At 72.0% G+C, this 20,380-nt stretch carries 10 protein-coding genes; 4 read left to right on the top strand and 6 right to left on the bottom strand.

Going from position 1 to position 20,380, the window contains the following annotated elements:
* The first annotated feature begins 63 nt into the window (after positions 1-63).
* The 3 genes from ACZ5CR_RS23220 to ACZ5CR_RS23210 are packed head-to-tail and all read left to right on the top strand — an operon-like array spanning position 64 to position 7,558.
* Positions 64-3,558 carry a bifunctional glycosyltransferase/CDP-glycerol:glycerophosphate glycerophosphotransferase gene (locus tag ACZ5CR_RS23220; protein ID WP_468860239.1) on the top strand — a complete coding sequence of 1,165 codons (3,495 nt, stop codon included), beginning with the start codon at positions 64-66 and terminating at the stop codon, positions 3,556-3,558.
* Positions 3,555-6,386 (top strand): bifunctional glycosyltransferase/CDP-glycerol:glycerophosphate glycerophosphotransferase, encoded by a 2,832-nt coding sequence (locus tag ACZ5CR_RS23215; protein WP_468860237.1) that lies wholly within the window; start codon positions 3,555-3,557, stop codon positions 6,384-6,386. Before ACZ5CR_RS23220 ends, ACZ5CR_RS23215 begins: the two co-directional genes overlap by 4 nt.
* On the top strand, positions 6,383-7,558 hold the full coding sequence (locus ACZ5CR_RS23210; protein ID WP_468860235.1) for a glycosyltransferase: 1,176 nt from the start codon (positions 6,383-6,385) through the stop codon (positions 7,556-7,558). Before ACZ5CR_RS23215 ends, ACZ5CR_RS23210 begins: the two co-directional genes overlap by 4 nt.
* A gap of 53 nt (positions 7,559-7,611) precedes the next feature.
* Here ACZ5CR_RS23210 and ACZ5CR_RS23205 read toward each other — a convergent pair whose 3' ends face one another.
* The 6 genes from ACZ5CR_RS23205 to ACZ5CR_RS23180 all read right to left on the bottom strand — a co-directional run bounded on the left by ACZ5CR_RS23205 (position 7,612) and on the right by ACZ5CR_RS23180 (position 18,115).
* Positions 7,612-8,514, bottom strand: a complete 903-nt coding sequence (locus ACZ5CR_RS23205; protein WP_468860233.1) for a class I SAM-dependent methyltransferase — start codon at positions 8,512-8,514, stop codon at positions 7,612-7,614.
* Between the two features lie 72 nt (positions 8,515-8,586).
* Positions 8,587-10,836 carry a bifunctional glycosyltransferase/CDP-glycerol:glycerophosphate glycerophosphotransferase gene (locus ACZ5CR_RS23200; protein WP_468860231.1) on the bottom strand — a complete coding sequence of 750 codons (2,250 nt, stop codon included), beginning with the start codon at positions 10,834-10,836 and terminating at the stop codon, positions 8,587-8,589.
* Positions 10,837-11,043: 207 nt separating this feature from the next.
* Complete coding sequence (locus ACZ5CR_RS23195) at positions 11,044-11,925, bottom strand: carbohydrate ABC transporter permease (protein ID WP_468860229.1); 882 nt, start codon at positions 11,923-11,925, stop codon at positions 11,044-11,046.
* Positions 11,922-13,271 (bottom strand): carbohydrate ABC transporter permease, encoded by a 1,350-nt coding sequence (locus tag ACZ5CR_RS23190; RefSeq protein WP_468860227.1) that lies wholly within the window; start codon positions 13,269-13,271, stop codon positions 11,922-11,924. Before ACZ5CR_RS23190 ends, ACZ5CR_RS23195 begins: the two co-directional genes overlap by 4 nt.
* A 4-nt stretch (positions 13,272-13,275) precedes the next feature.
* Positions 13,276-14,670, bottom strand: a complete 1,395-nt coding sequence (locus ACZ5CR_RS23185; protein WP_468860225.1) for an ABC transporter substrate-binding protein — start codon at positions 14,668-14,670, stop codon at positions 13,276-13,278.
* Between the two features lie 220 nt (positions 14,671-14,890).
* Positions 14,891-18,115, bottom strand: coding sequence for an FHA domain-containing protein (locus ACZ5CR_RS23180; RefSeq protein WP_468860223.1), 3,225 nt, complete (start codon positions 18,113-18,115; stop codon positions 14,891-14,893).
* A 460-nt stretch (positions 18,116-18,575) separates the two neighbouring features.
* On the opposite strand from ACZ5CR_RS23180, the gene ACZ5CR_RS23175 reads away from it, so the two are divergent.
* The gene (locus ACZ5CR_RS23175; RefSeq protein ID WP_468860221.1) at positions 18,576-20,255 is read left to right on the top strand and encodes a serine/threonine-protein kinase; all 1,680 of its coding nucleotides are present in this window, start codon (positions 18,576-18,578) and stop codon (positions 20,253-20,255) included.
* Positions 20,256-20,380: the final 125 nt, after the last annotated feature.

Below are 20,380 nucleotides of genomic sequence, written 5' to 3'. Positions count from 1 at the left end.
GGTGGCCCCCCGCAGGACGCGCAGCCGTGCCCATCAGTACTCCGGAAGGAATGTGCGCAGCGCATGACACCCCGACTCGCCGTCGTCGTCCCCGTCTACAACGTCGAGGAGTTCCTCGGCCCCTGCCTACGGTCACTGGCCGAGCAGACCATGCCGGATCTCGAAGTCGTCATGGTCAACGACGGTTCCACCGACGGGAGTGCGCGCATCGCCCGCGAGTTCGCCGACGGGGACGGCAGATTCCGGCTCGTCGAGCAGGAGAACGCGGGACTCGGCGCGGCCCGCAACGCGGGGGTGCGCGCGGCGCGCGGGACGCATCTGGCGTTCGTCGACAGCGACGACGTCGTGCCGCGGGACGCCTACGAGCGGATGCTCGCCGCCCTTGAGGAGTCAGGATCCGACTTCGTCACCGGCAACGTCCACCGGCTGCGCTCCGGCGGCAGGAGCGAGCAGTCCCCGATGTTCCGCAAGGTGATGGAGAGCGACCGCAGCGGCACGCACGTCACCCGCGACTGGGATCTGCTCGGCGACCGCATCGCCTGCAACAAGGTCTTCCGCAGGGACTTCTGGGACCGGCACGCGTTCGTCTTCCCCGAAGGCGTGCTGTTCGAGGACACCCCCGTCATGATCCCCGCCCACTTCCTCGCCGAGTCCGTCGACGTGCTGAAGGAGCCCGTCTACCTCTGGCGCGACCGCGACGGCTCCATCACGAGCCGCCGCGCCAAGCCCCGCGCCGTCCGCGACCGCACGGCCGCCGTCCTCGCGGCCAGTGGCTTCCTCGCCTCGAAGGCCGCGGAGGCGGCGGGCACCCCGCGGGCGAAGGTCTTCGCCCGCGCCAAGCGGCGCTACGACGCCACGGTGCTCTCCGGGGATCTGTGGCTGTTCATGGAGGCCCTGCCGCACGGCGACGCCACGTACCACGACGCTTTCCTGGAGCAGGCCAACGCCTTCGTCGACACCGTCGACCCCGCGGTCGTCGCCGCGCTGCCGCTCCCGCTGCGCGTGCGCTGGCAGCTCATCCGCCAGTGTCGGGTCACCGAACTCCTCACCTTCATGGCGTTCGAGAAGTCCCACCCCGGCGCCTTCCGCGTCCGCGGCCTGCGCGCACGCCGGGCCGACTTCCCCGGGATCGGCGGCCTGCCGCGCGAGACCGTCGCCCTGAAACGTTCCGACCTGCCGCTCACCGCGGAACTCACGCACGCCGCCTGGGACGAGCAGGGAAAGCTGCGGCTCAAGGGATACGCCTACATCCCCAACCTGCCCGCCGGGCGGATCGGGGCGCACGCCAGGGTCGCCTGGCTGCGGGCGGGGCGGCGGCGCGTCCTTCCGCTGAAGCTGCGCACGGTGCGGGCGCGCGAGGCGACGTACCGCTCCAAGCAGGGCCTGCACAGCTACGACCGGTCGGGGTTCGAGACGGTCATCGACCCCCGCAGGACCGTCACCAAGGCGCGCGGCACCACCTGGAAGGTGGAGATGGGCGTGGTCAGCGGGCTCCTGCCGCGCACGGGACCGGTGCGCACGAGCGCCGCGCCGCGGCTTCCCGTGCGGTATCTGGAGGAGTTCCTGCGGGTGGCCGTCACCCTCAGCAAGGGGCGGCTGCGGCTGCGCACGGAGCGGGTGGCGGCGCGGCTCGTCGCGCACGAGGGGTGCGGCGGCGTCGTCCGGCTGCACGGCAGGCTCGCGCCGGGGGAGTCCCCGGCCGTCGACGCCCTGCGGATCGAGAACTGGCACACCAAGGAGGCGCACTACGCCCCGGCCCTGGTCAACGGCCGCGAATTCAGCGCCGATGTGCCGCTCGCCCTCTTCCACGCCGGAGAGGACGCGCGCACAGGGCTGCCGCGCAAGGCCGACCCCTGGGGCGTCGCGATCATCCGCGAGGGCGGCGACCGCACACCGCTCGCCGCCTGCCCCGATGTGCCGCCCGGGCGCTACGGACTGCTGCCGGGGCGTGAACTCCTCGTCCTCGCCAACGCGTCGGGGAACCTGGAGCTGCGCGACCAGACCGTACGCCCGCTCGTCGACGCCGTGACCTGGGACGACGAACTGGTCATCGAGGGCAGCCACCCCGACACGGCGGCCCGCGCGGGAGAGCTGGTCCTCGTCCACGCCGGGCACGGCGACGAGGCCGTGACGCCGGTGCGGATCGAGGGCGGCCGGTTCACCGCGACGCTGCGTCCCGAGGCCGTGCCGGGCCCCGGCGGCACCCTGCCGCTCGCCGAAGGACGCTGGAACCTCTTGTTGCGCGCGCCGGGCGAGAGCGACCCCGAGCAGTACACCCCGGTGTGCGTGGCGCCGGGCATGAGCGGTGAACTCCCGCTGGTGCGCACCCGGTCGGGCCGTGACATCAGCCTGAAGCGCCACGCCCACGACGGCCTGCACCTGCGCTCGGGCTCCGCGCTCCCCATGGCCGACCGGGGCGGCCCGCGCCAGCGCCGCCTGCGCGAGGTGTACGCGGCGCGGCGCGCCGAGCCGCTGCGGGACGCCGTCCTGTACTGCAGCTTCGACGGACGGCAGTACTCGGACTCGCCCCGCGCCGTGCACGAGCACCTGGTCGCCAAGGGCGCCGACCTCGAACACCTCTGGGTGGTCCGCGACCAGCAGGTGGCGCTGCCCGGGAGCGCCACGCCCGTCGCCCTGTGGAGCGCCGAGTGGTACGAGGCCCTGGCCCGCTGCCGCTACCTCGTCACCAACACCCAGCTGCCCGAATGGTTCGAGCGTGCAGCGGGCCAGTACGTCGTGCAGACCTGGCACGGCACCCCGCTCAAGCGCATCGGCCTCGACCTCGCGGGCCGCTCGTCCGGCGACCGCGCCTACATGGACACCCTGCCGGGGCGCGCGGCCCAGTGGAGCGTGCTCGTCTCGCCGAACCGCTTCTCCACGCCCGTCCTGCGCCGCGCCTTCGGCTACACCGGCGAGGTCCTGGAGCGCGGCTATCCGCGCAACGACCTGCTGCACGCCGCCGACCGGGCGAAGGTCGCCGCCTCCGTGCGCGAACGACTCGGCATCCCCGAGGGCAGACGCGTCGTCCTGTACGCGCCCACCTGGCGCGAGAACCAGCCCAAGCAGGCGGGCCGCTACGGCCTCGACCTCCAGCTCGACCTCGAAGCCGCCGAACGTGCCATCGGCGACGACCAGATCCTCCTCGTCCGCAGGCACTACCTCGTCGGCGGCACCGTCCCCGGCTCGGACTTCGTACGCGACGTCACCCGCCACCCGGACGTCAGCGAACTGCTCCTGATCAGCGACGTCCTGGTGACCGACTACTCGTCCCTGATGTTCGACTTCGCGCAGACCGGGCGCCCGATGCTCTTCCACACCTACGACCTCGACCACTACCGCGACACCCTGCGGGGCTTCTGCTTCGACTTCGCGGCCCAGGCGCCCGGACCGCTGCTCGCCACCAGCGACGAGGTGATCGCCGCGCTGCGCGACCCCGAGGCCGCCACCGCCGCGTACGCCGACGCGTACGACAGGTTCCGCGAGGTCTTCTGCGATCTGGACGACGGGAACGCGGCCGCGGGCGTCGCGGACGCCATGCTCGAGGGAGGCCGCGCATGAGCACGCCGGAACTGCACGACGTCAGCTGTGTCGTGGTCGCGGGCCAGGACACCGACGCGCTCGAACAGTCGGTGCGGTCCGTGCTCGACCAGACGATGGCCAACGTCGAGGCCGTCGTCGTCGACCCCGGGGCGGACGGACCCGCCCGCGACACGGCACAGGCGCTCGCCGCCGATCAGCCGCACCGGGTGCGGCTGGTCCGGGCCGGGCGCCCGATGTCCGTCGCCGCGGCGCGGAACCTCGGGCTCGACGCGGCACGCGGGCGGTACGTCATCGTGCTCGGCGAGGGCGAACTCCTGGAGCGGCACGCCTGCCGCAACCTCTTCGACGCCGCGCGCACCACGGGCGCCGACCTGGTGGCCGGGCGCTGGACCCGGCTCGCGGGCGGCGGCAAGAAGGAGCGCGGCCCGCTCTGGCATCCTCAACTGCACGCGCGGACCCGGAGCGTCGAGAACCTCTCCGACGTCCCCGAACTCGTCGCCAGGGACTCCCTGGTCACCGGCTTCTGCGTCCGCAGGGACCTCCTCCACGCGGCGCGTCTGCGGTACGTCGAGGACCTCGCGCACAGCGAGGTCCTCTTCGGCGTCGAGGCGGTCCTCGCGGCCCGCGGCATCACCCTCGTACCGAACCTCATCACCACCCACCGCGCCGAGCCCGACCACGCCCGCGAGACCCCCGCACTCGCCGAGGCCAACGACCGCGTCGCGGCCCTCCTCATCACCCTGGGCCGGCTCGACCTGTGCGACCGGCGTGAACGGGCCTTCCTCACCGACCACGTGCTGCCCTTCGCCCGTACGTTCCCCCGGCTCACCGCGGCGGACCGGCGCCGGGCCACCGCCGCACTCGCCCCGCACCTCGAAGCCCGAGCGGACACCCGCGCCCTGGACGCCCTCGAACCCGTTGAGCGGGTGTGCGTGCGGCTGCTCGCCGACGGCGACACGGACGGCGTGCTGGCGGCCGCCTACGCCCTCGGGCGGCCGGGCACCGTCGTGTCGGAGCTGACCGAGTGGGAGGGGAAGGTCTACTGGCACGCGGAGGGACTCGACGACCCTCGCGTACGAGAAGTGCTCGACGTCAGTGAACTCGGCCACCAGCACCGGGGGTTGGGTGACGTCCGCCTCCTGAACCGGCTCACCAGGTGCGCCGTGCAGGGCGTCGAGGCGGTCCTCGAAGGGAAGGTCGTACTGCCCGGCGGCCTGGTGCCCGACCGGCCGCCGCTCACCGCCTGGCTCGACGTGCGGGTGCGCGGCACGGACACGAGACGGCGCGGCTTGTGCGTACCCGTCCAGGAGGTGCACTACGACGGCGGCGCCGTCGTCTGGCGGGCCACGGTGGACCTCACCGCCGCACTGCGGGACCTCGGCATCCGCGACCGGGCCTGGGAGCCTCGGCTTCAACTCGCCGCGGGCGGCCAGGACATCACCACCGAACTCGTCGCCGAGCAGGAGACCGTGGGCACGGGCCACGGGATCACCGTGACCGGCGCGAACAGGCTGGAGCTGCGCCTGACACCCCGCCACCGCGCCGCCCGCACCGTGCGCGCGGCCCTGCACTACGCCACGCACTTCCGCCCCGCACGCAAGCTGAGGCTCCGGCTGCGCGCTCTGCGCAAGAGGTGGGACAGGCTCGGCGGCAAGGCGTTCAAGCTGCGCGTCTACCGCCGTGTGCTGCGGCGCCTGCCCGTCAGCAAGGGCTCGGTGGTCTTCGAGTGCCACACGGGCAAGTGCTACGGCGACAGCCCCCGCGCCATCCACCAGGAGATCCTCGACCGGGGCCTGCGGCTGCGCTGCACCTGGTCGTACGCCGCCTCGTCCGACGGGTTCCCCGACTCGGCCCGTCTCGTACGCCGTTGGTCCTGGCGCTATCTGTGGGCCCTTGGCCGCGCGGAGTTCTGGATCGACAACCAGGGCTTCCCGCACCACCTCGCCAAGCCGCGCCACACCACGTACCTCCAGACCTGGCACGGCTCCGCGTACAAGCGGATGGGCTTCGACGAGGCGCGCCTGAAGACGCAGAACGCCCCGCAGCGCGAGCGGCTCCAGGAGGCCGTCGACCGCTTCGACCACTTCCTGGTGCGCTCCGAGCACGACGTGGACACCCTGGCCCGCGCCTACGGCATCTCCGACGAGCGGCTGCTGCGCTGCGGCTACCCGCGCAACGACCGCCTGGTCGCCGCGCGCGCCCGCGACGAGTCTTCGGGCCGCTTCCCGAGGCCCTCCGTCGCCACCGACCTCGGCATCCCGGACCACAAGGCGGTGGTGCTCTACGCGCCGACGTTCCGCGGCCTGCCCTCGGGCAACAAGCCGGTGCGGCTGCCCCTGGACGTACGCGGGTTCGCGGACCGCTTCGGCGACACTCACGTACTCCTGGTGCGCGCCCACTACATGGAAGCGGCGAGCCTCCCCGTGTGCCCGCCCGGCACGGTCGTGGACGTCTCGGCCCACCACGACGTGAGCGAGCTGCTCTGCCTCGCCGACGTCCTGGTGACCGACTACTCGTCGATCATGTTCGACTTCGCGCTCCTGGACCGGCCGTTGGTGCACTTCGCGCCCGACCTCGACGCGTACGCGGCCGAGCGGGGCAGCTACTTCGCGCTGCGGGACGACGCGGGCGGGCCCGTCGTCGAGACGGAGGAGGAGCTCCTTCGCGTGCTCGCCACGCTGAAGCAGGCCGACGGCGCGTGGGCAGAGGCCCGGCGGGCGTTCGCCGGGCGGTTCGGCGCGTACGACAAGGGGCGGTCCGCGGCCGACGTGGTGGACGCGCTCTTCGGCGAGCGGTTCGGAAACAGCGAGCGGTCCGGAAACACGGAGAAGAGGGACGGCGCATGACCACGACGATGGCGAGCGGGCCCGGTGCGACGAAGAGCCGCGACCTCTTCCTCGTCGCGAACACCGTCGACGAACTCGGCGGCGTCACCGCGTGGGCCCACCAGATGGCCCGGCTGTTCCAGGGCAACGGCCACCGGGTGCACGTCATCGGCGTCCACGAGGCCGAGCTGAAACTGGCGCTCCCTGACGACCTCGGCTACCCCGTGACCAGCCTGTACGGCGAGCATCCCGCGACTCCGCGCCCGGCACGCGGCCTGGGCCGCCTGAACGTGGTGGCGCGCTGCCGCGAGTCCGCGAGGGCCGCCGCCCAGCGCCGCGTCGTGCACCGGCTCTCGGAACTCTTCCGTGCGGCGCGACCCGGCGCGGTCGCCATCGTCACGCAGGTCTGGCCGATGGAGTGGATCAGGGAGGCGGACACCGCGGGCCTGCGCGTCATCGGCATGAGCCATGAGTCGTACGCCTACACCCGGGCCTGTCACCGCTACCGCGCCGTCAAACGCAGCTACCCGTCCGTCGACCGCTGGCTCGCCCTCACCCAGGAGGACGCCGACGACTGGATCGCCGACGGCATGCACAACGTCGGCGCGATGCCCAACGCGCTCGCCCACCTCCCCGCGGTGCCTTCGCGGCGCGAGGGCAAGGTGGTGTGCAGCATCGGCAGGCTCGCCGACCAGAAGGGCGTCGACATGCTCGTCGACACCTGGGCCCTTGTGGCTCCGCTGCGGCCCGACTGGACGCTGCGGATCTACGGCGCGGGCGCGGACGAGGCGAGCCTCAGGAGGCAGTGCACGCGGCTCGGCCTCGACGGTTCCGTGGAGTGGCGGGGCCGCACCAGCGATGTGCCGGGCGTCCTTGCCGAGAGCTCCCTCTTCGTGCAGTCCTCGCGGGGCGAAGGGTTTCCGCTCGCCCTGATGGAGGCCATGGCCAGTGCGGTGCCGTGCGCGGCGTTCGACTGCGCGCCGGGCGTGCGCGAGATCGTCCGCCACGGCGAGGACGGGCTGCTCGCCCCCGCCGGCGACATCGAGGCCCTCGCCGACCGCATCCTGCGCCTCACCGGAAACCCGCGGCTGCGGGACGCGATGGGGGAGCGGGCCCGGGTGAACGTGCAGCGGTTCTCGCAGGCGCGGGTGCTTGAGCGCTGGGAGGCGCTGTTCGAACTCCTGGAACGCTGAGTACTCCTGCGAGTCTCCTGGAACGCTGAGTACTCCTGCGGGCCCCGGCGGCGTCAGGAGCGGCCCGAGCGGGTGAGCAGGGACGACAGCAGGCCCCTGGCCCTGCTCCCGGCGCCGGTGGCCGCCGTGGACGGCGCGGTCACCGGGGCCTGTCGCTCGGGGGTGGCCTCGCCCGCGTGTCGGGACGGCGGCTGCTCCGGCGGCTTCGCCTTCTTGCCGCTGATCCGGATCATCGGGAGACCCGCGACCTCCTCGGCGCCGTGCCACATGTCGTCGCGCCCCTTCAGGAACGCGGCGAGATCGGCGTGGATCGCGTCGTAGTCGCCCCACGTTCCGTAGAACTTCGTGGCCGTGATGCAGAGCGGTTTGAGCCCCGTGCTCGCCACCGCGCCCCACGTCGCCGCGGCCACCCCCGGGCAGTGCTCGGCCCGGAAGTCGTCGAGCACGACGATCCCGTCCTGCCCGAGCACCTCCCGGGCCGCGGCGATGTCCGCGTGGACGTGCTCGTACAGATGCGAGGCGTCGATGTGCACGAAGCGGCAGCTGTCCGCCGCCACGTGTGCGGTGATCCCCGAGGACGGCTCCTGGACGATCCGCGGCAGACCCTCGTGGAAGGAGCGGTAGTTGGCCTCGAAGGCGCGGCGCGTGAGCGTGGCGTACGAGCGGCCCATCTCGGCGGAGTTGGCCTCGTCGGGGGCGGGCGAGTCGAAGAGGTCGCAGACCGTGAAGGTCTCCTCCGCGCGCAGATACGCGCCCATGAAGATGGCGCTCTTGCCCAGATACGCGCCGAGCTCGACCAGATCACCCCGCTCGCCCCGGTCCAGCTGCCTGCTCATGATCCAGTCGAAGAGCACCTGGTCGACCGGGTGGAACCAGCCCTTCACATCGGAGAGTCCGCGCGGCCGCGGCAGCTGGCCGGTGCCGTTCGTGGGCGTGGTGGCTGAAGCGTTCTGCATATCTGGTCCCGGAGGTGGGGGGAGCGGAGGACGGTGCGGCGGACGCGTGGGGGCGCCGGAAGCACGGTGCGGCTAGAGACGTGGAGCGGGCCGGGAGGCGTCGGCCCGCGGCAGCGGCTCATCGGCCGTCCCCGCGGCGGGCGCCGGGTGCCGGTCCGCCAGTGGCGTCACAGACGGTAGACCCCCTGCCTCGCCGAGCACCACATGCCTCACAACTCGTTCAGCCGCCCGCCCGTCGTCGTACACGCAGAAGCGGTCTCGGAACGCCGCGCGCAGCTGCGCCGAGCGCGAGCCGCGCCAGTGCCCGGTGGCGAAGATGTCGGTGAGCTCGTCCTCGCTGCGGGCGACGGCGCCGGGCGGGAACCGGCGCACGTCGAAATAGGTGCCGCGGGCCGCCTGGTACGCCTCCCAGTCGTCGGCGTGCAGGACGACGGGGCGGTCGAGATTGGCGTAGTCGAACATCAGTGACGAGTAGTCCGTGACCAGGGCGTCCGACGCCAGGCAGAGGGACTCGACGCTCGGGTGGTCCGACACGTCGATCAGGCGGCCCGCCGAGGGAGCCATGGGCGCCCCGTACGAGTGATGGGCGCGCGTGAGGATGACGAAGCGGGGGCCGAGGTTGTGCAGCACGCGCTCCAGGTCGAGGGAGCGCACCTGCGTGTGGCGGTAGTCGCGGTGGGTGGGCGCGTACAGGATGGCGACGGCGCCCCGGGGGATGCCGATGGTCTCGCGGAGGCGGGCCACGTCGGCGGAGCTGGCCCGCTGGTAGATGTCGTTGCGCGGGTAGCCGTACTCCAGGGTCGTGTAGGAGGCGGGGAACACACGCTCCCAGACCAGCGTCGAGTGCCGGTTCGCCGACAGGAGGTAGTCCCATTTGTCGGCGTTGCGCATGAGGGCGGCGAAGTCCATGCCCCGGGCGGCGGCCGGGCGGTCCTGGAGGTCGAGGCCCATCAGCTTCAGGGGCGTGCCGTGCTGGGTCTGGATCATGATCTGGCCGGGGCGTTTGATCATCCTGCGGTCGAAGTTCACGTTGTTGACGAGGTACTTGGAGCGCGCGAGCGCCGTCCAGTACGCCGCCGTACCGGGGCGCAGCCCGCGCGTCGCCGTCGGCAGGGTGTGGTGGTGGACCGGGTCCGCGATCCACGCGGTGCGGATGTGCGGGGCGTGCTCGCGCAGCGCGGCCTCCAGGGCGCCGGGGTTGCAGCCGTAGCCGCGACCCCAGTACGAGGAGAAGACGGCACGGTCGGCGCGGACCGGCAGGCGCAGCTGGATGCGGTAGTGCAGTTGCAGCACGGCGCCCTTGGAGCGGCGCCGCGCGGTGGCCGCGTACCGCCGGGCCCTGGTTCTCAGGCGCATCGCCGTCCACAGGGTGCGGTATGTGCGGTGCGTTCCCAGGCGTACGAGGCCGTGCCGCAACCGGGTGCGGGCGCGCGGGCGTGCGCCGGGGACGCGGTAGCGGCGGTAGTGGGTGCGGGCCTTGCGCAGGAACGCGGGGCGGCTGCCGCGCGGGAGGCGGTCGCGCTTGGTGAAGACCGTCGAGAGGTGGTCGACCATCCGCCGGAAGAGGAGGGGCCGCCAGGCCGCCGAGAGCTCCGGGTGCTGGTCGAGGAACGTGAAGACCCGCTCGTACTGGTCGAAGATGTCGAAGTGCCGACGCGTCGTGGTGCGCAGGATGCTGCCGCGGCGGCGCTGGAGGTAGTGCACGCAGACCCGGTCGAGGGTGGCGATCGTGCCCGCCTTCATCAGGACCGGGTACGTCCAGGGCGTGTCCTCGTAGAGGCCGGGCGGGAAGACGAAGCCCTCGCGCTCGATGAAGTCGCGGCGGTAGGCCTTGTTCCAGGCGACCATCAGGAGCCTCAGCAGGCCGGGCCGCTCGCTCAGCCGGAAGGGGACGTCGCCGTCCTCCTTGAGGAGCCCCGAGAACTGGTTGCGCACGGCCTCGCCCGACCAGAACACGCGCGCGTAGTCGTAGATCAGGACGTCCGGCTCGGCCGTCTCCTTGATGCGGTCCGAGATCGCGTGCAGGGAGTCGGGGGTGAGGGTGTCGTCGCTGTCGAGGAAGATCAGGTAGTCGCCGGTGGCGAGCTCCATGCCCGCGTTGCGGGCCCTGCCCAGACCCACGTTCTCCTTGAGATGCACGGCCCGCACCCGGGTGTCACCGGCCGCGCACTCGTCGATGAGGGCGCCGCACGCGTCGGGCGAGCAGTCGTCGACCACGATCAGTTCGAGGTCCGTGAACGACTGACCGAGGACGGATCCGAGGCATGCGTGCAGATACGCCTGCACCTTGTACACGGGCACGATGACACTGAACCGGGGCAAGGCACATCCATGGGTCGGCGGGGGCGTACTGCCCGGCAACGTCCCGACGCCCGGTCGGGTTACGCCGACGCGGCATCCGGGGGACCCGCGTTCGGGGGACGGACATGCGTGAGGCGGCCCCCGTGGTGGGCCGCCTCACTCGTCGAACGTGTGCGCCTGTGCTGGGTGTCCTTTCGGGAGCTGTGTGTCTGTCGAACGACCGTCTTGCTACTTCACCGCGCCCGCCATCACGCCGGACACGAACTGCCGCTGGAACGCGAAGAACACGGCGAGCGGGATCACCATCGAGATGAACGCGCCGGGCGCCAGGATCTGCACGTTGTCGCCGAAGGACCGCACCTGCTGCTGGAGCGCGACCGTGATCGGCGGGTTCTTGGAGTCGGCGAAGATCAGCGCGATCAGCATGTCGTTCCAGACCCAGAGGAACTGGAAGATGCCGAGCGAGGCGATCGCGGGCGCGCCGAGCGGCATCACGACCCGGAAGAAGAGCCGCAGTTCACCGGCTCCGTCCAGGCGCGCCGCCTCCAGGAGTTCGCGGGGGATCTCCGCGAAGAAGTTCCGCAGGAGGAAGATCGCGAACGGCAGACCGAAGGCCACGTGGAAGACGACCACACCGACCGTCGTCTCGAAGATGCCGATCGCGCCGAAGATCTTCGACACCGGAAGCAGCGCCACCTGCACGGGCACCACGAGCAGCCCCACGACGGCCAGGAACCACCAGTCGCGCCCCGGGAACTCCATCCACGCGAAGGCGTACCCGGCGAGGGACCCGATGACCACGACGAGCAGCGTCGCAGGGACGGTGATCATGATGCTGGACAGGATCGAGTCGGTGATCGTCTCGTCCTTGAGGAGGCTCGTGTAGTTGTCGAGCGTCATCTGCGACGGCGCGCTGAACACCTTCCACCAGCCGCTCTCGGCCATGTCGGCCGAGCTGCGCAGCGATCCGAGCAGCAGACCGACCGTCGGCACCAGCCAGAAGAGCCCGACGAGGACGAGGAAGACGCGTACGGCGGTGCCGCTCAGGACGGAGGCGATCCGCCCGCCGATCGACTGCTTGGCCTTCACCACTTCGACTTGGGTGGTCATCGCTGTCGCTCCCGCCGCAGTCGCCGCACATTGAAGAGCATCACCGGGATCACGAGGAGGAAGAGCAACACGGCGATCGCGCTCGCCACGCCCGAATCGTCATCGAGGAACGCCGAGTTGTAGAGCTGAAGGGCCAGGACGTTCGCGTCGTCCTTCGACGAGTTCGGCGGGATGATGAAGATCAGGTCGAAGATCTTCAGTACGTTGATCATGAGCGTGACCGCCACCACCGCGAGCACCGGCGCGAGGACCGGCACGGTGATCCGGCGGAACACCTGCCACTCGTTGGCGCCGTCCACGCGGGCGGCCTCCAGGAGTTCACGCGGCACGCTCGCGAGCCCGGCCGCGATCAGGACCATCGCGAAGCCCACCCAGATCCACAGGTACGAGCCGATGACCGCGGGCGTGATCAGGGAGGGGCCGAGCCAGTCCACGCCGTTGTACGGCTCGTGGAAGTTCGAAGCGGGGAAACGGAGTTGGGCCCCGTCGGCCTCCTTGGGAAGCGCGAACGTGCCGTCGCCCGCCGCCTCGGTCGAAGCCACCACCTTGCCGTCCTTGACGGCCTCGACCTTGATCCCGGCATAGCCGAACTCGGTCTTGTCCGGGGCGTTCATCTCGCCCCGGCCCTTGCCGCGCGTGAAGTCCTGCCAGGCCGTGCCCGTGACCTTGTCGGGGTCCGGCTTCGCGGCCGCCGCGGACTTGGCGCCGTCCGGCATGTCTTCCGGCGCCACACCGGTCAGCGGCAGCGCCACCGGAGTGCCCGCGCTGACCGGCTCGCGCGTGACGAAGGCGCCACCGCCTGCCGGCTTCAGGGGCGACTCCGTACTGGGATGCGCCTGCGGGAAGGAGGACGACTCGGCGAACGTGTCGTGCACGCCCACGACGACGGCGTTGGCGACACCCCGGTCGGGATCGGACTCGTACACGAGCCGGAAGATGATGCCGGCGGCGAGCATCGAGATCGCCATCGGCATGAAGATGACCAGCTTGAACGCCGTGCCCCAGCGGATCCGTTCGGTGAGCACGGCGAAGATCAGGCCGAGTCCGGTCGCCAGGGTCGGGGCGACGACCACCCAGATCGCGTTGTTCTTGACCGCGGTGAGGATGGTGTCGTCCGTGAACAGGGTCTTGTAGTTGCCGAACGCCGTGAAGTCGCCCGACTTGTCGAAGAAGCTGCGGAAGAGGGAGTACCCGATGGGGTAGAGGACGAGCGCGCCGAGCAGCACCAGGGCGGGCAGCAGGAAGAGCGCCGCCATGCCCTTGTGCGTTCCGGTCACGCTCTTGCGCGGCTTGGGAGCCGGGGGCAGCGCCGCACTCGGCGTGCCCCCGGCGTTCGCGGACGCCATCGCGTCAGTCCTTGTAGGCCTTGGCGGCGGCCGTCTCCAGAGCCTGCTGCGTGCCCTCGACGTCCTTCGGGTTCTTCAGGAAGTCCTGCAGCGCCTTCCACTCACCCTTGCCCGGCGTGCCGCCGAAGGCCTGCGGGGCCTGGTCGGACATGTCGAAGCGGATGTCGTCGCCCGCCGCGATGAGGGCCTTGGCGATGCTCCGCTGCACGTCGTTCGGGTACGCCGCCATGTCGAGGCTCTTGTTCGGCGACACGAAACCGCCCGCCTCGGCCCAGATCTTGGCCGACGCGGGAGACGCGAGGTAGGTGAGAAGGGCCTGGGCGCCCTTGCTGTCCTTCAGCGCCACGGCGGCGTCACCGCCGACGACCGCCGGTGACTCGCTGCCGACCGCCGGGAACGGGAACACCTTGGCGTCCGTGCCGACCTTGGCCTTCGTCTCCGAGATCGGCAGCGAGACCATGTCGCCCTCGAAGACCATGCCCGCCTTGGGCTGGTCGCCGCCGGTGAAGGTCTGCTTGACCGACACGGGGAACTCGGTCTGGAGCGCACCGTCGGCGCCGCCCGCGACGAAGCCCTTCGTCCCGAAGACCTGGCCGAGCGTGGTCAGCGCCTTCTTCACGGACGGGTCCGTCCACTTGATCTCGTGCTTGGCGAGCTTGTCGTACTGCTCGGGGCCCGCCTGCGAGAGGTAGATGTTCTCGAACCAGTCGGTCAGGGTCCAGCCGTCGGCGCCCGCGACCGAGATCGGCGGTACGCCGGAGTCGTACACGGTCCTGGCCGTCTTCATGAAGTCGTCCCAGGTCTTGGCCGGTTTGGCGCCCGCGTTCTCGAAGACCTGCGTGTTGTACCAGACCAGGGACTTGTTGGCGGCCTTGAAGTACACGCCGTACTGCTTGCCGTCGACGGTCCCCAGGTCCTGCCAGCCCTTCGCGTAGTTCTTGTCGATCTCCTTCTGCGCGGCGGGCCCGACCGGTTTGGCCCACTTGTTGGCCACGGCCTGCTTGACCGCGCCGACCTGCGGAAGCATCGCGACGTCCGGCGGCGAGCCGCCCGCGACCTTCGACTCGAGGAAGCTGATGATGGGATCCTGGGCGGGTACGAAAGTGACCTTGGCCCCGGTCTGCTTCTCGAACTCGTCAAGAACCTTGAGGAAGACCTTCCGCTCCGCGCCGCCCCATACGGCGGCGACGGAGACGGTCTGCCCGTCCAGCTTGGGCAGTTGGACCGCGGCGCCGCTCTCCGTGCCGCTGGCCTTGTCCCCGCCGTCCTTGTCGTTGTCGTCGCCGCCACCGCACGAGGTGACGGTGAGCGCGAGCGCGCCCGCGACGACCGCCGCGGCGAATGTGGCGGTGGTACGCCGGTGGTGCGGTGCCCTGCGTGTACGAAGAGTGCTGCGCATCACTGCCCCGTTCTCTTCCCTGGTCCCTGGCGAGTCCGTGCGGCCTGTCTACGCCTGCGCGGGGAGAAGCGGCAAGAGCGCAAACAGTCCCAACCAGCTGATCGTGATGGCGTTGTGACGTGCCGTCATGAGCCAGGGCACCGGGCACGGACGAGAGGGGCGCCCGGCACCGGAAGCAGCGCGGAGCTACAAAGCAGAGCTGCAAAGCTACAAAGGAGAGCTACAAAAGGGACGGCACCTGATCCGCGGCGACAGAGCGCGCGGCCCGCTCGAGCGCGCTGGCGAGCAACGCCAAGTCCGTCGGCCCGTTGCCCAGTTCACGAACAGGGCGGCGGGCCGGAGGGTCGCCCATCCGCTCCCACTCCAGCGGAACAACCGTGGGCCGCAACGTGGACGTACGAGGAATGCGCCCGGTGACCCGCCCCGCCTGGAAGGGACTCACCCGCCCCTCGGCGGTACGGAGCTCCCCCCGCCCGGGAGCAGGCTCCTCCGCGCCGGGAGAAACCGCGTCCAGCGCGATCCGCACAGCGGCCCGTCGCCCCAGCTCGGTCTCAGCCATCCGCTCACTGCGAGCCGTAGTGGCCACGAGATGCACCCCGAGCCGCTCTCCGTCCCGGGCGACAGCCTCAAGTGCCCGCACGACGGACCCCGCCGCGGGCCGCCCGGGCGACCCGAGCGCGGGAGAGAGCAGCGCGTCGAAGTCATCGACGAGCACGACGAGCCGAGGCAGCGGAGGCCCGGGCTCGACGCCCTTGCTGACAGCGACGGGCCGCAATCGCATCGTGGAACTCGGCGGCGGCTCAAGATCGCCCCCGCCGCTACCGGGACCGCTGCCATCGCTGACGCTCCCGCCGGCGGACGGCACCCGCGCATGCCACTCGGCGAACCCGAGACGCCCGAGCAACTCGGCCCGCCTCTTCAGCTCGGCGGTCAAGGACTGGGCGAACTCCCGCATCCGCACCGGGTCGTTGGCGGCCAGATGCGTGGTGACGTGCGGCAGGTCCATACAGACCGCGAGGCCCTCGACCAGCCGTATGTTCCCCCCGTTCGTCCCGCTGTTCCCACTCCCCGTGCTGTCCCGCCCGTCGATGAGGACCATGCCGAGGCGGTCGGGGCGCTCCGCCGCGGCCAGCGACGCGGCGACGGACCGCAGCAGCTCCGTACGACCGCTCCCCGAAGGGCCCTCGGCCAGCACATGCGGGCCCTCGGTGGCGAGGTCCACGACCACGGGCCCGCGCGGCCCGGCCCCGAGCACCGTCGCGGCCCGCCCGCCCGCCGCCTCCGGGTCGTCGGCGGCAGCGGCCCATCGCGCCATCAGGGACGCGGGCGTGGCCCGGGCGAGCCCCAACTCATCGAGGAGCCGCGCCATTTGAGGCAACGGAGCAGACACGCGCGCGTGCCCGTCGCCGGGTGCCCCGTCCGTACGGAAAGGCGCAAGGGCGCGGGCGAACCGCTCGGCCCAGGCCTGCGACACCGCGTCCACCGCCGCGACGGTGCCGTGCCCCGCCGGGTGCCCGTCCACGGTCCGCAGCAGCCGCAGGGCGGTGGCCACGTCGCCGCTGAGCAGCGCGACGGCACCGCAGGCGCGGAAGGCGGGCGACACGGAACAGGCGGCTTCGTACGTGGCGGACACCGGCGACGCGGGCGACGCGGCGGGCGTCTCCGCCAGGCAGACGACGTGGATCCCGGCGCTGCCCCCTTCGCGCGCGAGCCGTGTCACGGCTTCGCGCAGCCCGGCGGCCCCGGGGTCGCCGTCCACCACGACGACGGTGCGGGACCCGGCGTCCAGGGAGCTTTCCGCTGAGCTGTTGCTGTTGCTGTTGCTGTTGCTGCGGCCGTCGGTCGCGGTGGCGGACGCCTTGTCCGCCACGTAGTCGTCGAGGCGCCGCAGCAGCTCTCCCGTACGCGCTGCCGCCTGCTCGCGGTCGTAGGCGAGGAGGAGGCGACAGTCCTGGCCGTGCGTGGGCCGCAGATGCGGGAGCCAGCCGAGCCAGGACCACTCGGCGGCGCGCTCCGGCGTGGGCCGCGCCCGGTCCGTGCTGAGCAGCACGATCTCCAGGGTGTCGGGGGAGTGCAGCGCCGCGAGCTGGGAGACGACGGCACGGGCGAGCCCCGTGAGCCGCTCGCGCGGTCCCGCGAGGCCGAGCGCGCCCGCCTCGCGCAGGCTGACCGTCACGGGGACGGCGGGCAGCAGGCCGCGCTCGTCCGGGGCCGTGCGGTCGACCGTGCCGAGCCGGACCGCGAGCGCCTCCGGGTGGCCGGGCCCGCGCTCCCAGAGCCGGGGTCCTGGACCGAGCGCCGTGAGCAGCAGGGCCGCGGGATCGGGCCAGGACTCCGGGGTCCGCGCGGCGGCGGCCACCGCGAGATCCTCGGGGGTAGGACCCGCCGGTTGCGGGGAGGAGGGGCCGTCCTCCGGCGTTTCGTACGCGTCGTCCTCGGGGCCGGTCTGTCCGGGCTCGTCGTCACGGGCGCCCGTGATCCGCCGGGCCCAGGCGGAGAGGCCGCTCCGTTTGCGCAGGTTGCGCGGCACAGTCGTCCCGCGCGCGGGGGTGCCGACGCGGGTGCTCTCGGTGTCCGGGGCGCCGCCCTGCTGGGGCACGAGCGGCACATCGGTGAGAGAGGTGCGGCCGTACGCCCCTTGCGTTCCCTGCGCCCCGTCCCGGCCGTCGTCGCCGGCGGAACCCCAGCCCGCGGAGCCGTAGGCGTGATGGGTGCCGTCGGAGGGCGCGTGGCCCGCTCCGGGGGGCGCGCTCCGGAGGTCGTCGCCGCTCGGGCCGCTCGCGGCGACCCGCACGCGCACGTGCCCCTCGCCGTCCGCCGCCGTCGGCAGCGCGCCGCCCGTCCCGTCCCCGGTGGTGAGCCGCAGCGCGGACTCGCCGAGCCGCAGCAGGGAGCCGGGGGAGAGGCGCACCGGGTGGTCGGTGATCTCGCGGCCGTCCACCGTGGTGCCGTTCGTGGACCCCAGGTCCGTGACGGTGACCTGGCCGTCCGGGGCGAGCGTCACCGCGCAGTGCAGGCGGGAGACGTCCGGGTCGTCCAGCGGTACGTCCGCGTCGCCCGAGCGGCCGACGCGGATCTGGCCGCCGTGCAGGAGGTGCACGCCGCCCGCGTCGGGGCCCGCGATCACGTGCAACTGGGCTGCGGCCGAGGCGAGTTCGGGTCCGGGCTCGGCGGGGGAGCCGAGCGAGAGCACCGCTCCGTCGATGAGCGGTGGCTCCCCGATGGTGCAGCGCTGGGCGTCGAGCCGCTCCGACTCGGCGTACAGGACGACTGGTCCCTCGCCGCCCGAGACGACCGCGGCGAGGCCGGACGCGACCGTGGCGAGCGCGGTGCCGGCGGGGGCGGTGACGAGCACGTCACAGGCGCCGCGCGGCACGGCAGGACGGTCTTGGGGCTCGGCGGTCTGGCCGCTGCGCGGCCCGAGGACGGTCAGCCGGATCTGCATCGCCGTCAGCGGTCCCTTCTGCCCTTGCCGCCGGGCGCGGGGACGCGCGCTGTACTCGCGCTGTGATTCCCCCCACCGCACACGGCCACATCGGCCAGTAACAAGAAGGCATCTTCGCACCTGCCGCTGACAACACGCCCGGCGGCCACCCGTAAGTGATCTTGATTGGTCGGCTCTGCTCGGAAAAGTGCCTGCTTGGACCGTTGCGATCGTCGGTCGGCGCATCGTGACGAAGGTCAATTCGACGCCCATCGGCAACCAACGGCGTCAGTGGAGCGTCTTTCCACCGAACGGCTGTCCGGTCACCTGTCCGGTCAGCTATCCGGCCACCTCGTGGCCGGGTCGGAATGAGACCGGCCGGTGCCCCGTTCGGCGGCACTAGAGTGGGTCGGAACACCTTCCGGCGGGTAGCCGGGTACGGACAGACCAGTCAGATCAGTAGATCAGCAGGGAGCCTGACGTGCGGCCGGTAGGCAGCAAATACCTGCTCGAGGAGCCGCTCGGTCGCGGCGCCACGGGCACCGTCTGGCGGGCCCGCCAGCGCGAGACCGCGGGTGCCGAGGCGGCAGTCCCGGGCCAGCCCGGCGAGACCGTCGCGATCAAGGTCCTCAAGGAGGAGCTCGCCAACGACGCGGACATCGTGATGCGCTTCCTGCGCGAGCGATCCGTCCTGCTCAGGCTGACGCACCCGAACATCGTGCGGACCCGCGACCTGGTCGTCGAGGGGGAGCTCCTCGCCCTCGTCATGGACCTGGTCGAAGGCCCTGACCTGCACCGCTACCTCCGCGAGAACGGCCCGTTCTCGCCGGTCGGCGCGGCCCTGATGACCGCCCAGATCGCCGACGCCCTCGCCGCGAGCCACGCGGACGGAGTCGTGCACCGCGACCTGAAGCCCGCGAACGTCCTGCTCAAGCAGGACGCCGACGGCTCGATGCACCCGATGCTCACCGACTTCGGCATCGCGCGCCTCGCCGACTCCCCGGGCCTGACCCGCACCCACGAATTCGTCGGCACGCCCGCGTACGTGGCACCCGAGTCCGCCGAGGGCCGCCCGCAGACCAGCGCCGTCGACATCTACGGCGCGGGCATCCTCCTGTACGAGCTCGTCACCGGCAGCCCGCCCTTCGGCGGCGGCTCGGCCCTCGAAGTCCTGCACCAGCACCTGAGCGCCGAACCGCGCCGCCCCTCCACGGTCCCCGACCCGCTGTGGACGGTCATAGAACGCTGCCTCAGCAAGAACCCCGACCACCGCCCCAGCGCCGAGAACCTCGCGCGCGGTCTGCGGGCCGTCGCGGAAGGCGTGGGCGTGCACGCGTCCAGCGCGCAGATCGCCGCCGCGGAGGGCGTGGGCGCCCTCCTCATGCCCGACCCGTCGCCCGCCGCGGTGCCGGGCACCGCCGGTGCGGCCGACCCCACCCAGGTGCTTCCGAACAACGCGGGGTCGTACGACCCCAGCGCGCCGACGAGCGTCATGCAGAACACCGGCGGCCCCGGTTCCGGGGACGCCGACCCGACGTCGGTGCTGCCCACCGGCAGCGGCAGCCGAGGCGCGGCCGACCCGACGGCCGTCATGCCGCCGGTGCCGCCGAACCAGCCCGGCGGGGCCCCGGACGACCAGCATCCCTGGCAGAACCAGATGCGGGCGGCCCGGGACCGCAACGAACAGACGCAGGTCCAGGCGTACATGGACCCGAACGACGACCCGCTGCGCCGCCGCCCGCAGCGCCAGGTGGCCCGCCCGCAGCAGCAACAGCCGCAGCAGCGCCCCCAGCAGTACGCGCCGCAGCAGCAGCGCCAGCAGCGTCCACAGCAACAGCAGTACGCTCCCCAGCCTCAGCAGCAGCAGCAGTACGCGCCGCCGCAGCAGACGCCGCCCCAGCAGCCGCCCGCGGGACGGCCGCCGCGCGAGCCCAGGGAACCCAGGCAGCGCGGCTCGAACCCGAACCGGATGAAGATCCCGGGTCTCGGCTGCCTCAAGGGGTGCCTCTTCACGATCATCATCCTCTTCGTGGCGAGCTGGCTCGTCTGGGAGCTGAGCCCGCTCCAGGAGTGGATCGGCACGACGAAGGGTTACTGGGAACAGCTGACGGACTGGTACGACACGGTCTCCGGCTGGATGGGGAAAGTGAGCGGCAACTAGCTGCGACTAGCAGCGCCGTGCGGCCCTGCGGTCAGCGGTGGGCCACTGACGGATCAGCGATGAGCCGGTGATGAGTCAGTGATGAGCCACTGACGGGTCAGTGATGGGCGAATCCCCGACCGACC

The organism is Streptomyces sp. NPDC031274, assembly GCF_055570235.1.
This window is presented reverse-complemented; position numbering and strand designations above follow the sequence as displayed.

Coding starts and splice junctions, on each gene's coding strand:
- ACZ5CR_RS23180 (WP_468860223.1), bottom strand. CDS start 18,115: ATGCAGATCCGGCTGACCGTCCTCGGGCCGCGCAGCGGCCAGACCGCC.
- ACZ5CR_RS23205 (WP_468860233.1), bottom strand. CDS start 8,514: ATGCAGAACGCTTCAGCCACCACGCCCACGAACGGCACCGGCCAGCTG.
- ACZ5CR_RS23215 (WP_468860237.1), top strand. CDS start 3,555: ATGAGCACGCCGGAACTGCACGACGTCAGCTGTGTCGTGGTCGCGGGC.
- ACZ5CR_RS23195 (WP_468860229.1), bottom strand. CDS start 11,925: ATGACCACCCAAGTCGAAGTGGTGAAGGCCAAGCAGTCGATCGGCGGG.
- ACZ5CR_RS23190 (WP_468860227.1), bottom strand. CDS start 13,271: ATGGCGTCCGCGAACGCCGGGGGCACGCCGAGTGCGGCGCTGCCCCCG.
- ACZ5CR_RS23185 (WP_468860225.1), bottom strand. CDS start 14,670: ATGCGCAGCACTCTTCGTACACGCAGGGCACCGCACCACCGGCGTACC.
- ACZ5CR_RS23210 (WP_468860235.1), top strand. CDS start 6,383: ATGACCACGACGATGGCGAGCGGGCCCGGTGCGACGAAGAGCCGCGAC.
- ACZ5CR_RS23220 (WP_468860239.1), top strand. CDS start 64: ATGACACCCCGACTCGCCGTCGTCGTCCCCGTCTACAACGTCGAGGAG.